Origin of the sequence: Pseudarthrobacter raffinosi (assembly GCF_023913735.1) — a bacterium.
GTDB classification, from domain to species: domain Bacteria; phylum Actinomycetota; class Actinomycetes; order Actinomycetales; family Micrococcaceae; genus Arthrobacter; species Arthrobacter raffinosi.
In genome coordinates this window covers 1-13822 of sequence record NZ_JAMXBH010000028.1, presented here as the reverse complement: position 1 = coordinate 13822, position 13822 = coordinate 1, and the positions used below count along the sequence as shown (strand labels likewise).

Sequence of the window (13822 nt, the reverse complement as noted above, 5' to 3'; positions counted from 1 at the left end):
CCCCGATAAAGGCCTTCATCCGGCCGGCGTCTGCTGACCGAACCTGCAGGAAGGCTAGAGACGTCTGTGGCGCACGGCAGCGCGGCCAGAACCGCCCTCACACGCCAGGCGATAGGCCTGGGGACAGTCCGCACCGGCGCCCGCACCCCGAGCCACCGCCTTATAACCTCTTTTGAGGAACGCAACTCGTAGAACCTGTTTTAATACGAGTGGACTGATTCGGCCAAGCCTGTTAACGCCAACCGAAAATAGGGCCATTAGTGCCAATTGAAAACGGGGCCACGGGGTTGTGGTTCTATTGTGCCGTACTGGCGGCGGGCTGGTGTTTCTTGAGCCGGTAGCTGTTGCCTTTGAGGCTGATGACCTCGGCGTGGTGGACGATCCGGTCGATCATGGCTGAGGCGATGGTCAGGTCTCCAAAGACGTCCCCCCAGCGGGCGAACGGGAGGTTCGACGTCAGGATCATGGACGCGTGTTCGTAGCGGCTGGAGACGAGCTGGAAGAACAGGTTCGCGGCGTCCTGATCGAACGGGATATAGCCTACTTCGTCGACCACCAGGAGGCTGTAGCGGCGGAGCTTGACCAGTTCCTGGGCGAGTTTCCCGCGTGAGTGGGCTTCCTGGAGCCGGGCGACCCAACCGGTCGCTGAGTCGAAGAGGACCCGGTGCCCGGCCTTGGCTGCTTTGATGCCGATGCCGACCGCGAGATGGGTTTTGCCGGTGCCGGGTGGCCCGAGGAGGACCACGTTTTTGGCTTCGAAGAGGAACACCCCGGTGCCCAGGTGCGCGACGAGGTTCCGGTCCGCGGAGGGCTGGTGGTCGAAGTTGAACTCTTCCAGGTCCTTGTGGGCCGGGAACCGTGCGGCCTTGATCCGTGTCGCAGCTCCCGAGGCTTCGCGTTCGGAGACTTCACGGGAGAGGACAGCGGCCAGGTACTCCTCATGGGACCAGCCGGCATCCCGGGCCTGGTCCCCGAGCCGGCGGAACCCATCGCTTATCCGCGGTGCTCGCAGGGCCCGGGCGTAGTACTCGATCTGCGACGGTGTCCCGCTCATGAGGCCACCTCCAGAAGCGCAGGCCGCTGGCCGAGGTCGATGCCGAAGATCTCGTCGTAGGCGGCCAGATCCCGCACCTCCACGGACTCCACTGGTTCAGGGCGGTGCACCCTTTGGGTCCGGAAGTCCCGGCGCATCACCGCCGCCCGGGCCACATGGGCCGGATCAGTCACCACGAGATGCCGGGCCCACGCCCGGACATGGGTGGCGATGATGACACCGTCATGGGTGACCCAGACGGTGTCCAGATCAGCGACGACATCCACGATCCGCCCGATGAACGACGGGTCCACGGAATAGTCGTTGGAGAACACCCGCACGTAGTAATCCCGCGGGAGCCGCACCGCGTTGCGGAACACCGCCTCCGGGCTCACCGGCGGCAGCTCCCGCATCCTCTCCCGGTCCAGGACGATCAGCTCGTCCGGGCGGCCGTGGCGGGACCTCGAATACCGGTGGTTGGCCTTCGGCAGCCAGTCCTCCAGCTGGCCGTTGAAGTCCGCTGGTGAGCGGAAGTCCCGGCCCGGCATGAAGCGTTGGCGGAAGAACCTGTTCATCCGTTCGACCATGCCCTTGGACTCCGGATCCCGCGGCGGAAGCAGCTTGATTTCCAGTCCCAGGGAGCCGGCGAACGCGGCCACCGGCTCGGTGGGCCGGCGCCGGCCGATGCCGGACTCGTTATCCCACAACAGCCTGGATGGAACCGCCTGCGCATCCTGCAGCAGCGTCCACATTCCGCCCAGAAGGTCCGGCGTCGTCCGCGACGGCAGCATCCGTGCCTGGATGAAACCCGAGAACGCCGAGGTCATCACCAGCACCGGCGGCGTATCGGACTGGCCCTCGCCCACGGGCAGCGGCGCGTGCGGGAACCAGAGATCGCACTGGACCTGGAACCCCGGCTCATGAACCAAACGGTCAGCCGGGTCAGGCGGCGCGTATTCAGGCCGGATCACGGCGACCTTCGCCCGGAACAACGACGCGGAACCGGACCAGCCCACCCGCTCCGCGAGCGTCGCGGCCGGCATCGTCGGCGTCTTCACCAACAGCTCCCGCACCCTGGGAGCAAACGCATCAAAACTCGACCCTCCGGCCGCCCGCTGATACTTCGGCGCCCGGTCCGACTCCAGCGCCCGGTCCACCGTTCCGCGGGAAACCCCCACGATCCTGCCGATCTCACGCTTCGAGTGCTTGCCCGTCGAAAACAGGTGGCGTATCTCCGCCCAATCATCCAAATTGATCACCTTCCATAATGGTCGGTGGCCCTATTTTCAGTTGGCGTTCCTGGCCCTATTTTCGGCTGGCGTTAACACAAGCCAGTGTGAGCGGCCGCTCCCACCTGGTCGCAGCACTCCCGAAGCTTCTCGAGCACGGCCGGAAGAAGGCGCCGCTTGTCACTTTGGGAATTGCAGGCTTCCACGGCCGCTGTTCAACCCGAGCGACGAGTTCCGACAAAACCACTAGGCCACCTCTACCTTTCGGCAGGCCTATAGGCAGCAACTACCGCAGCGCCGCCCAAGCCGATGTTGTGCTGGAGTGCAACCTTTGCGCCTTCAACCTGTCGCTTATCCGCAGTCCCGCGTAGCTGCCACGTGAGCTCAGCGCACTGCGCGAGTCCTGTCGCGCCGAGCGGATGCCCCTTTGAGATGAGGCCGCCAGATGGGTTCACCACCCATTTCCCCCCGTAGGTTGTATCTCCTCTATCAATCAAGTGATGCCCCTCGCCCACATTTGCCAGGCCCAATGCCTCGTATGTTAGGAGTTCGTTCGCCGAGAAGCAGTCGTGGAGCTCAATGACATCAACATCATCCGCCCCCAGCTGGGCCTGTTCGTACACAGCCTCCGCCGCCTTTCGGCTCATGTCCGCTCCGACTAAATCTCTTGCTGAGCCACTATTGAAGGTGGAGCCCATGTCAGTAACCATTGCCTGGCCGACGATTTCAACGGCTTGACCGGCGAGGCTGTGCTTCTCCACAAAGTCTTCACTGACAACGATCGCAGCCGCCGATCCATCAGATGTTGGGGAACACTGCAAGCGCGTCAGCTGCATGGGTTCGTAGATCATCTTTGCCTCTTGAATTTGGGCAAGGGTGTATGAATCCTGAAATTGCGCGTACGGGTTGTTCGTCGAATGCCGGTGGTTCTTCTCAGCGATTTTCGCGAAGTGTTCGGGAGTGGAACCAAAGCTTTTCATGTGTTCGGCCCCAGCTGCGCCGAACATCCACGCGGCGAAGGGGTCGGTACGTTCTGATAGCCTCGCTAGCGCTTCGGTGTGCCGGTCCAAAGGCCCTTCCCGATCATCAAACATCATGGTCAGGGATCCGGGCTTCATTTTCTCAAACCCGATTGCCAAAACACAGTCCGCGAGTCCCCCCCTCACCGCTCGCGCCGCAAGGTAAAGGGCCGTGGACCCTGTTGAGCAGTTGTTATTCACATTGGTGATGGGCATGCCCGTCATTCCCAGTTCATAGATTGCCCGCTGCCCCGACGACGAATCGCCATAGACATAGCCTGCGTAGGCCTCTTCAACCTGGTGCAGCTCGATCCCCGCGTCCATCAACGCCTTTGTCCCGGATTCCTTCGCCATCAGCGGATAATCCCAGTTTTCACGGCGCCCTGGCTTTTCGAACTTCGTCATCCCGACGCCAACGACGAATACCCGGCTCATTTTTCTGGTCAACTTTTTCTCAGCTTTCGAAAAGGGGAAAAAAACTAACGGTAATTCACTTAGCGTAGCAGCCTTGGAGTTGCCAGTCCATGGTGCTGGGAAGCCAATGGCTAACCAAGTTCTTGGCGTCGGCGACGGATCAGCGCCGGTCCGGCGCGCCGCTCCGGAGCCAGCCGGTAGGGTACCGCGACGAGCCGACGGGGATTTCGACCGTTCGCGCGGACGCTACGGGAAAGCGGACGCCCGCTGCTCGCTCAATCTGTTCGGCTGCTTCGAAGATGGGTCCAGATAGCTTGCTCTTTGGGGCTTGCGGACTCGGCAAACAATCTGATGTTGGAACCAGCACTGCCGCAGTCTTTAGACCGCTTTGAGTTCGGCGCTCACTTGCTGGTCCAGACCGGATCGCGTTTGTCCACGAAGGCGCGGCTGCCTTCCGCTGCGTCATCCGAACCAAAGACCGCTTCCAGTTCACTGCCGATCACTGTCCATGCCGAGGGCTTCCACGTTGACTGGAATCCGGCCGCCGCGATGATGCGCTTGCTCGCCTGCACCGCTAACGGCGCATTGGCCGAGATGGCCCGGGCCAGGGCCAGGGCCGCCGTTTCGAGCTCCGCTGCCTCGACCACCTGGTTCACCAGGCCCCAGCGTGCGGCCGTCTCCGCGGTAATAGGTTCCCCCGTCAGCACCATCTGCCTGGCGACGTTCATTGGCATCTGCTGCGTCAGGCGCGGCACCCCGCCGCCAGCCGCGAAGAGCCCCCGTTTAACTTCGGGAAGGGCGAACAGCGCGCTATCGCTCGCGACGATGATGTCGCACGCCAGGGCAAGCTCCAGCCCGCCGCCGAAAGCAAACCCGTTTACGGCCGCGATAAGCGGTTTGTCGGTGAAGTGACTAACAAATCCCGCGAATCCCCACTCCGGATGTTCCAGAGGAATCACGGGCTCACCGGCTGCAAACGCCTTAAGGTCCTGGCCCGCGCAGAACGCGGCACCCGTCCCCGTAAGGATTCCCACCCGAAGTTCGTCATCGCTGTTGAGCAGTTCAAGCGCGGCACCGAGCGCTGCCGCCACTTCGCCGTTGATGGCGTTTCTCGCCTCGGGCCTATTTAGCGTAATAATCAGGATGTGTCCGGCCTGTTCCAGACGGACCACACCAGCCTTAAGCAGCCGGCAGTCCTGGGACAGGGTTTTTGCCTGTTCACTCATGACTTATCCGCTTCTTTCGGTACCCGCACAATCAATGCATCGCCCTGCCCGCCGCCGCCACACAGTGCCGCGGCTCCGACTCCTCCGCCGCGCCGAGCCAGTTCGATCGCCAGATGCAGCACAATTCGCGCACCGGACATTCCGATTGGGTGCCCGAGCGCTATCGCTCCCCCATTTACGTTTACCCGCTCCGGATCGATGCCGAGCTTGGCGATGGAGGCGAGCCCGACGGCGGCGAACGCCTCATTGATTTCCACCAGATCGAGATCAGTGGGCAGGATGCCTTCACGCTCGCACGCCTCGCGGATGGCATTGGCCGGCTGTAACTGGAGCGTGGAATCTGGCCCTGCCGCCATACCGACCGAACCGATTTCTGCCAGCCACGGGATCCCTTGCGCTTCTGCCCGGCTCTTACTCATCAGCACTAACGCACAGGCACCATCGGAGATCGGTGAAGAATTGCCGGCGGTTACTGTTCCGTCTTCGCGGAAAGCCGGACGCAACCGGCCGAGCACTTCCGCTGTCGTTTCAGGGCGCACACCTTCGTCTTTGTCAATCATGACGGGTGCGCCCCTGCGCTGAGGTACTTCGACTGGCACGATTTCGTCATCAAACAGTCCGGTGTCCTGCGCCCTGGCGGCCAGCCGGTGGGACTTAGCAGCGAATTCGTCCTGCACCGGGCGGGGGAGGGGTTGTGAGTCGTTGTACTGCTCGGTGAGCAGCCCCATCGATTGGTCCGTGGTTGCGTCATGCAGCCCGTCGAGTTCCATGTGGTCTGCCATTGTGACAGTCCCATATTTGTGGCCGGTCCTGGAAGCCATCTGCAGGTGGGGTGCCTGACTCATTGACTCCTGGCCGCCGGCGACGACAGTATGCAGAGTCCCGGAACGAATGAACTGGTCGCCGAGCATTATCGACTGTATGCCGGAGAGACAGACCTTGTTCACCGTCAGGCACGGCGTAGCGGCGCTGACGCCAGCCTTGATGGCGGCTTGCCTCGCGGGCATTTGGCCGGCGCCTGCGGTGAGCACCTGTCCCATGATCACGTAATCAACCGCCTGTGGCGATACGCCCGAGCGTTCAAGTGCGCCCCTGATGGCGATGGCCCCTAAATCGGCGCCGGAAAGACCGGAGAGCGAGCCGAGCAGACGGCCCACAGGTGTGCGTGCCCCGGCAATGATGACAGTTTTTTCCATGCTGATGTCCCGATCTTCTTCTGATATCACTGAGGCGCCATGCGCAGGGCGCCGTCCATGCGGATTGTCTCTGCGTTGAGGTAGTCGTGTTCGGCGATCATGACGACGAGCTGTGCGTACTCAGCAGGCTGGGCCAGACGCTTAGGAAAGGGAATGTCCCTTGCCAGCCCCTCGCGGACCTCGGAGCCCATAGCAGCCAGCATGGGAGTATCCACGATCCCGGGGGCAATAGTGTTGACACGGATACCTGACCGGGCCAGGTCCCGTGCCGCAGGCAGGGTCATGGCAACGACACCCCCCTTGGAGGCTGCGTACGCGATTTGGCCGATCTGGCCCTCGTAGGCCGCCACCGACGCTGTATTGATGATGACGCCCCGCTGGCCATTTTCATGAGCCGTCTGCCGGGCAATGACAGCCGAGGACAGCCGCAGGACGTTGAACGTTCCGAGCAGGTTCACTTCCAGCGTCCGGCGGAAAAGTCCCAGCTCATGAGTGCCCTGCCGCGACAGTATGCGTGCTGCGGGGGCGATGCCCGCGCAGTTTACGACGAGCCGCAAAGGCGCCTGGTCTGAGTCAATGGTATTCAGCGCAGCGCTGACATCGTCTTCGTCGGTTACGTCCGTGGCCACGTACCGGATGTTCTCGGTCCGCTCACACTTAGCAATGGCCGCCTGCAGATCCAGTCCGACGACGGATGCCCCCTTGGCGGCCAGGAGGCTGGCAGTCGCGGCACCGAGCCCTGAGGCTGCCCCGGTGACGAGGGCCGTGATCCTATTGATGTCCATCATGCTCCTTTGCATAGGTTTACCGTGGGCGCTCGAGTCCCGGCAAGTAAGTTGCGGTGAAATATCCGGCGGTCATGCACGTCGGACGGGAATGATCCTCAGTTAGCGGCTGAGTTTTCCGGTGAGTGCTGCGATTGGCCGGAGAATTATTGGCCGGGCTGCGACCCAGGCGACGATCATCACGACCAGAGAGACGGCGAAGAACCAGAATCCGGTCCAGGAACCGTCGTCCCGCGACGCATACATGTGATTGAGGTTGCGCAGTGCGCCGGTGGTCAACACGAGGGTGACGTGAACAATGATGAACAGCACGAAGTAGAGCATGACCGGAAAGTGGATGGCGCGGGCCAGCTCCACCGGATAAGCCTTATTCAATTTCACGGCGTTCTTCGGCCAGGCGCCGGACATCCGGATCCCGCTAATCACCGCCAGCGGCGCTGCGATGAACACCGTCCCGAAGTAGGCGATGACCTGGAGACTGTTGTAGTTGACCCACCCGTTCTCAGTCGGCCACTGCAGCGACGCGTATTGGATCAAGGTGGAGGCCGCGTTGGGAAAAATTTCCCAACTGGTCGGGACAATTCGCATCCACTGCCCGGTCATAAAGATCAGGACGAAGAACACGATGCCGTTCAGCACCCAGAGTGCGTCCAAGGATAGATGAAGCCACAGGTCCAGGCTGATCTTCTGGGGCGGATTCTTGGTCCGGAGAAGACCGGTGTTATTTCTCGTCCAGTGCGCCGCCGGACGCTGGTTGGTGCGCACGAGCCATCCGGAGCGGATGATCAGCAGAATGAAGAATGCATTCAGGAAGTGCTGCCAGCCCAGCCACGCCGGAAACCCGACCGGTGCGCCTGCGGGCAGATGGGTCTCGCCCGGGTGGGTGGTAATAAAGTCCTGTACGGCAGGCAGTTCCCGCATCCCCTTGGCCGCCAGAACAACAAGGAACAGGATTGCCAGTCCGCCGGGGACGGCCCACACGAGCTTGGACCATCGGCTCTTGACGGCCTTCGTCTTTGTCGATGACATTATTCACCCACTACTTGGAGGCGTTGAGTGCGTCGACAAGCTGCGGGACGATTTTGAACACATCGCCAACGATTCCGAAGTCGGCGATGTCGAAGATGGGTGCGTCCTCATCCTTGTTAATCGCGACGATCGTTTTAGCTGTCTGCATTCCAGCAAGGTGCTGGATCGCGCCGGAGATCCCCAGAGCCACATACAATTGCGGGGCAACGGTGGTGCCGGTTTGGCCCACCTGGTACATCTGCGAAACATACCCCGCGTCCACTGCGGCGCGGGACGCACCCACCGCCGCACCCAGCGCATCTGCGAGCTGTTCAACGATCACGAAGTTCTCCTTGGAACCCAACCCGCGTCCGCCCGAGACAACCGTCGCCGCGCCACGCAAATCCGGTCGGCCAGAGGACACCACGACGTCTTCGACCGAGTCGATGACCCCGGCCGAGGATATGTCGACCGTCAGCGGGACCGATGTCACCACCGGCTGTGCCGCGGCAGCGCGCTCTTCGATGGCTCCTTGCCTGACTGTCACGACCGCCAGGCCACCGTCGATCGTGGATTCGGTGCTGAATCCCCCGCCGAACACCGAATGCGTTCCGACTATTCTGCCGGCGTCTTCGCGCACATCGACCGCGTCCATAATTAGTCCCGCACCTGTGCAGACTGCGATTCGGCCCGCAACTTCGCGCCCCTCGACAGAATTCGACACTAGGACGGCGATGGGCTGGGTGGCTGCGACAGCAGCTGTGACCGCCTGGACCTCGGCGGCGCCGAGTATCTTCCCCACCAGGTCGGACTCACCCACGAAGACCTCTGCCGCTCCCAGCGAACCTAACTGCTCCACCAGGCTCGCACCGGAACCCGGTGCCACCGCGACAACCGCCACCGGTTCACCCAGTTTCGAGGCGGCACCCAGCAGCGCGGCAGCAGTGCTCCTGATCTCGCCAGCGGGGGAGACCTCAATCAAAACCAATACCTTGGACATGTCGTATTACTCCTTCTCAGATCAGGTGCCGTGCGGCCAGGAACTCAGCTAGCTCAAGGCCGGCGTTACCCTCGTCCACAATCTTTTTGCCGGCGGTGCGCGCCGGACGCTCCACGGTGGAGAGGACCACTGAACGCCCGCCCACAGTCGTGGGCTCCATTCCCAGTTCGGCAAGTGAGAGGACTGTCAACGACTTCCGCTTTGCGGTCATAATGCCCTTGAAGTTTGGGAACCTGGCCTCTGGGGTCCTCTCCGTCACACTCACCACGGCCGGCAAAGAGGCGTGAACACGGGCCGTGCCGTTCTCCGTGCCGCGCTCACCCCGGACGGAATTTTGCTCAATCTCAACGATGTTCAGGGAACCCAAGCACGGAAGTCCTAGCCGCTGGGCAACCATGGCCGGAATGACTCCGCCGCGGCCGTCAGTGGACTCATTTCCTGCGAGCACCAAATCGAACCCGGTCTGCTTTAAGGCAGCAGCCAGTACGGCTGAGGTCCATCCTGCATCGGCGCCTACCAGAGCATCGTCGAGAACATGCACCGCCTCATTCGCGCCCATCGACAATCCCTTGCGCAACCCATCCGTCGCGCTGGAAGGACCCATTGACATGACGACTACTTCAGTGCCCTTATTTTTGTCCTTTAAACTCAAAGCGACTTCAAGAGCACGCTCACTGATTTCGTCGATGACCCGGTCGACAGACTCACGGTCCACACGTCCGGTGAAGGGATCCAAGCGGCGTTCCCCCCAGGTGTCAGGCACCTGCTTCACGAGTACCACGATCTTCATTGATTCACTCCTTTGTGGTTTTCACGCTATTGATTTCATAAAGCTCATGGGCAACGGGAAGGGTTCACGCCCCTCCCGAAAACAGCTGACGGTTGGCCACCGCATTGGCCAGGGGCCGGTAATCGATGCTTCGGCCTCGCAATGATCAAATCGACCACGTTCCGGACGGAACCCGGTCCGGATCATGCTGGTTCTCTTCCTGTCGACACCTCGGTAGATGCACTGACTCCTGCCACAATGAGGTTCGCCAGTGCACGGTAAGCGGCAGAATCATCAAGCCGGGTTGCCGACTTGATTTCCCCACGGTGGATGGCCTCCATGATCTGGCCGGCGACGGTGCCCACAAAGACGGCATCAATCCGGGACGTCTCCGGCAACGCCTCAATAGCCAGTTCCTGGACACGCTCGGTGGCAATGCGGGTGTTGTTGCGGTAAATCTCACGCGTCGGCGGGTATTCGTCTATGTCAGTGAAAAACGCCTGGGAGGCCGGTGCAAGCTCTTCGGAGATGGCCACGAGGTAGGAACCGATGCGCCGGGCAGGCAATTCGTCTGTACGCGCCCGGGCTTCGACCCGCTCCGTGCCCCGGCGGAAGAATGCGCGCACTACCGTAACGATGATCTCGTGCTTAGTGCCTTCAACGCTGTAAAGCGTTGATTTCGAACACTGCAAGGCTCGGGCCATTTCTTCAATACTCAAAGTCGCAAAGCCGTGTTCGAGAAACAGCTCCATGAGCCCTGCAATGAGTTCTTCGCGGCGTGAGGGAGGCATTTTTGATCGTCCAGTGATCCGGGGGGCAACAATCTGTGGCATACTCTTTACAGTACCACAAAGCGTCCCGCAGTACCGGATGCAGTACTAAGAATAGTACCGAAGACCTCTTCGCTGAAAGGAACGCAAATGCCCGCTTGCCGTCTGATGCACTCTGAGGAGGCACAGGATCTCATTGATCTCGCCCGCCACATCGCCGCGAAGGAACTGATTCCGCGGGCAGCCGCAGCCGAACGAGATGAGACTTTTCCCCGGGATGTCTTCCGGACTCTGGGGCGCGCGGGGTTGCTCGGGTTGCCCTACCCAGAGCAGTACGGGGGTGGCGAACAATCCGCAGAACTGTACCTCCAAGTGTTCGAAGAACTCGGCAGCGTTTGGGCCAGCGTGGGGGTAGGTGTCAGCGTTCACGCGCTCTCATGCTTTCCGCTCGCGTATTTCGGCACAGATGAACAGCGGGAAAAGTGGCTGCCAGAGATGCTCTCGGGCGAATCGTTGGGCGCATACTGCCTTTCCGAAACCCACGCTGGATCGGACCCGGCTGCGATGCGGGCTAAAGCTGTCCGTGTTGACGGTGGCTACGTCATCACAGGTGCAAAGGCGTGGACTACCCACGGTGGCCAAGCCGACTTCTATACCGTGATGGCACGGACCTCTGACGACGGCGGTCGAGGCATTTCCTGCTTCCTCGTACCGGGAGATGCCCAGGGGCTCAGCGCGGCTGTCCCCGAGCAGAAGATGGGCCTGACCGGATCGACGACAGCCACCATGAACTTTGACGGTGTTTGTCCCGGAAGACCGGCTCATCGGAGAGGAAGGGCAGGGGCTGAAGATCGCGCTGGCCGGACTCGACGCTGGACGCCTAGGCATCGCAGCCGTCGCTACTGGCCTGGCTCAGGGAGCCCTTGATCTTGCCGTCGTGTACGCCAAGGAACGGAAAGCTTTTGGCAAAGCAATCATCAACCACGAGGGATTGGGCTTCGTCCTTGCTGACATGGCAGCGGGGGTGGAATCTGCCCGTGCGACATATTTGGCTGCCGCTCGAGTCCGGGATGCCGGGCGGCCCTACGGACGTGAAGCCTCCATCGCGAAGCTGGTCGCCACAGACAACGCCATGAGCGTGGCCACCAACACCGTGCAGGTGCTCGGCGGAGCTGGCTACACCCGCGATTTTCCAGCAGAACGCTACATGCGCGAAGCCAAGGTCATGCAGATCTTTGAGGGCACTAACCAGATCCAGCGCTTAGTCATCTCCCGACATCTAGCACGATGAGCAGGCGCAGGGTCGTCGACATCAACGGCGCGGCCTCACCTGCGGTCCAGTAGAACGACACCCGTCCTCATCATCGATTCCTAAATGACCACCGAAGAACCCAGGCCAACATCCCCAGCGTGGTCCACGTGGACCGGGAGCCTGAGGATCATGCGGCGGGAAATGACCCGGCCGAAGCCATCACTACCGGGCTGATGCGCCCGCCCTTCGCGTTGCACCAACCAAGGAGAGCCCACCATGGCCATCACCAAGAGTCTTGGCCAGGCCTCCGCCGACTTCTCTGCCCGTTACAGAAACGGCCCTCCGGGGCCAGCCTTCCGTTCTCGGACACGGACGAGAAGGCGCCACGGGCAGTCCCGGCCCAGAGCAGTCCTTCTGACCGGTTTGCCGCCGGGCTGCACCCACCTGGACAGAAAAGACCTACCTGCAAAGTTCCGATATTCAGAAGAGGAAGACGGTGAAGAATGGAGTCCCAGAGTCTCAGCCGTGCCAGCTTGCACTGCACGGATCAATGGCAGTCCCTCGTTGGCGAGATCGTCGAGGTCCGGCTAGATGGAGGGTTGTACCGCAGGGGGTTAGTCGATGCCGCAATGCCCGACGCCTCCGGCTTATGGATTGCTCTAGAGGGCATAAATAAGCGGGAATATATCGACGCAGCCTCCGGGTATGAGGTTTGGACCAGCCTCTATCCGCGATCGATAAACGAATGAGTCTGCCATCGATCACCGTCACCGGGCACGCCCAAAAAGAAGCGTGGCAGGACAAGGTGCTGCCGCCCGTGGAGCATCTCGGCGCAGATGTGTGGTCCATCCCCGTTCCGTTCCCCGACAACCCCATGCGCTATACCCTGAGCTACCTGCTCCTGGGCGACATCGACGCGATTTTAATCGATCCCGGCTGGGACAGTGACGTCGGCATGGACCATTTAGCCGCCGGTCTGCGGCAGGTCGACCTTGGGCCCTCTGACCTGACGGGCATTGTTGCCACCCATCACCACTCGGACCACCTGGGGATGGCGGCCCGCCTGCGCAAGGCATCTGGTGCGTGGGTGGCCTTGGGCGAAAACGAAGTGCGCCGGCTCAGCGCCTCCGGGGACCCTGACCTCTTCCTGCGCAGCGACCGCAAGGAGCTGACGCTGTGGGGCGTCCCGGCGGACCGGCTGGCCGAAGTAGCCATGGACAAGCCCGCCCTCACCCATCTGCAGAACCTCGCATATCCGGACCTGCGACTCAGCGACGGCAGCCTGGTGCCAGCCCAAGGGCTCAACCTACGGGTCGTCGCGACGCCCGGGCATTCGCCGGGCCACATATGCCTAGTCGATGAACCCCACAGCCTGATCTTCAGCGGGGACCACGTCCTGCCGCGCATCTCTCCGCACATATCTCTGGAGCTGCCCGGACCCGTCAATCCGTTGGCGGACTACTACGAGTCCCTGAAGGTGATCGGGTTTGAAGACGCGATGGAGGTCTGCCCGGCGCACGAGTACCGATTCATCGGCATGCAGCGCCGCGTCGCACAGCTGATCGAGCACAACCGCGAACGCTCCGCTGAGGTCCTGCGAGTGCTGGAGAATCACCAGCCCGGCACCGTCTGGGACACTGCCCGGCACCTGACGTGGTCCCGCGGCTGGAAATCGCTCCAGGCCTTCTCGCTGCGCCTCGCTGTGTCCGAAACAGCCAGCCACGTCGTGTACCTGCGCTCTCAAGGCCATGTAATCGATGTGCCCGTGAGCGAACCATACCCGACTACCCTTCGTTGACCTCAACCTTCCGGGCCAGTTCCAGCTTCAAAACAAGGGTGCGCGGCTCGGGCCCTAGCTTCCATATCGTGCCGGCACACCTAAGCCTTGATCCACCGATCCGCCTGGGCGGATGAGCTGAATTCGGTTTCGGCTCGTTGTGCGGGCGAAGGGCGTGCTGGGGTGCCGGGCCTCGCTGCCCCTTGAGTGTTCCACTGGTTGTTCTGGTCGCGCCGTGCGGCTGGGTTGACGGGGGTCAGGCAGGTCGCGGCGGCGGGTAGAGGTGGTCGGACAAGGCCTGCCATGGTGTTTTCCAGGGCCAGGCTTCGGGCAGGTGAAGACGG

The 13822-nt window shown here is 61.8% G+C and carries 11 protein-coding genes and 1 pseudogene; 2 read left to right on the top strand and 10 right to left on the bottom strand.

The genetic code is table 11. The features are described from left to right. Window positions 1-295 precede the first annotated feature (295 nt). The 10 genes from istB to NG698_RS19790 all read right to left on the bottom strand — a co-directional run bounded on the left by istB (window position 296) and on the right by NG698_RS19790 (window position 10512). A complete protein-coding gene (gene istB, locus NG698_RS19835; protein ID WP_252611872.1) occupies window positions 296-1054 on the bottom strand; it encodes an IS21-like element helper ATPase IstB in 759 nt (252 codons plus the stop codon). Further along, entirely contained in the window at window positions 1051-2292 is a 1242-nt protein-coding gene (gene istA / locus NG698_RS19830; RefSeq protein WP_252611870.1) for an IS21 family transposase, read from the bottom strand. The genes istB and istA overlap by 4 nt, the downstream gene beginning before the upstream one ends. Before the next feature lie 227 nt (window positions 2293-2519). Further along, window positions 2520-3716, bottom strand: coding sequence for a lipid-transfer protein (locus NG698_RS19825; RefSeq protein WP_252611869.1), 1197 nt, complete (start codon window positions 3714-3716; stop codon window positions 2520-2522). Between the two features lie 380 nt (window positions 3717-4096). Further along, window positions 4097-4921 (bottom strand): crotonase/enoyl-CoA hydratase family protein, encoded by an 825-nt coding sequence (locus tag NG698_RS19820; RefSeq protein ID WP_252611867.1) that lies wholly within the window; start codon window positions 4919-4921, stop codon window positions 4097-4099. Further along, the gene (locus NG698_RS19815) at window positions 4918-6117 is read right to left on the bottom strand and encodes an acetyl-CoA C-acetyltransferase (protein WP_252611865.1); all 1200 of its coding nucleotides are present in this window, start codon (window positions 6115-6117) and stop codon (window positions 4918-4920) included. Before NG698_RS19815 ends, NG698_RS19820 begins: the two co-directional genes overlap by 4 nt. Before the next feature lie 26 nt (window positions 6118-6143). Then, window positions 6144-6902, bottom strand: a complete 759-nt coding sequence (locus tag NG698_RS19810) for an SDR family NAD(P)-dependent oxidoreductase (protein WP_252611949.1) — start codon at window positions 6900-6902, stop codon at window positions 6144-6146. Between the two features lie 102 nt (window positions 6903-7004). After that, the gene (locus tag NG698_RS19805) at window positions 7005-7931 is read right to left on the bottom strand and encodes a cytochrome b/b6 domain-containing protein (RefSeq protein WP_252611863.1); all 927 of its coding nucleotides are present in this window, start codon (window positions 7929-7931) and stop codon (window positions 7005-7007) included. A 10-nt stretch (window positions 7932-7941) separates the two neighbouring features. Then, window positions 7942-8910, bottom strand: a complete 969-nt coding sequence (locus tag NG698_RS19800) for an electron transfer flavoprotein subunit alpha/FixB family protein (RefSeq protein WP_252611860.1) — start codon at window positions 8908-8910, stop codon at window positions 7942-7944. A 16-nt stretch (window positions 8911-8926) separates the two neighbouring features. Next, window positions 8927-9700 carry an electron transfer flavoprotein subunit beta/FixA family protein gene (locus NG698_RS19795; RefSeq protein ID WP_252611859.1) on the bottom strand — a complete coding sequence of 258 codons (774 nt, stop codon included), beginning with the start codon at window positions 9698-9700 and terminating at the stop codon, window positions 8927-8929. A gap of 182 nt (window positions 9701-9882) precedes the next feature. Beyond that, window positions 9883-10512, bottom strand: coding sequence for a TetR/AcrR family transcriptional regulator (locus NG698_RS19790; protein WP_252611857.1), 630 nt, complete (start codon window positions 10510-10512; stop codon window positions 9883-9885). Window positions 10513-10599: 87 nt separating this feature from the next. Between NG698_RS19790 and NG698_RS19785 the strand changes: the two are divergent. Beyond that, window positions 10600-11740: pseudogene (locus NG698_RS19785) on the top strand (acyl-CoA dehydrogenase family protein). Between the two features lie 706 nt (window positions 11741-12446). Further along, on the top strand, window positions 12447-13499 hold the full coding sequence (locus tag NG698_RS19780; RefSeq protein WP_252611855.1) for an MBL fold metallo-hydrolase: 1053 nt from the start codon (window positions 12447-12449) through the stop codon (window positions 13497-13499). Window positions 13500-13822: the final 323 nt, after the last annotated feature.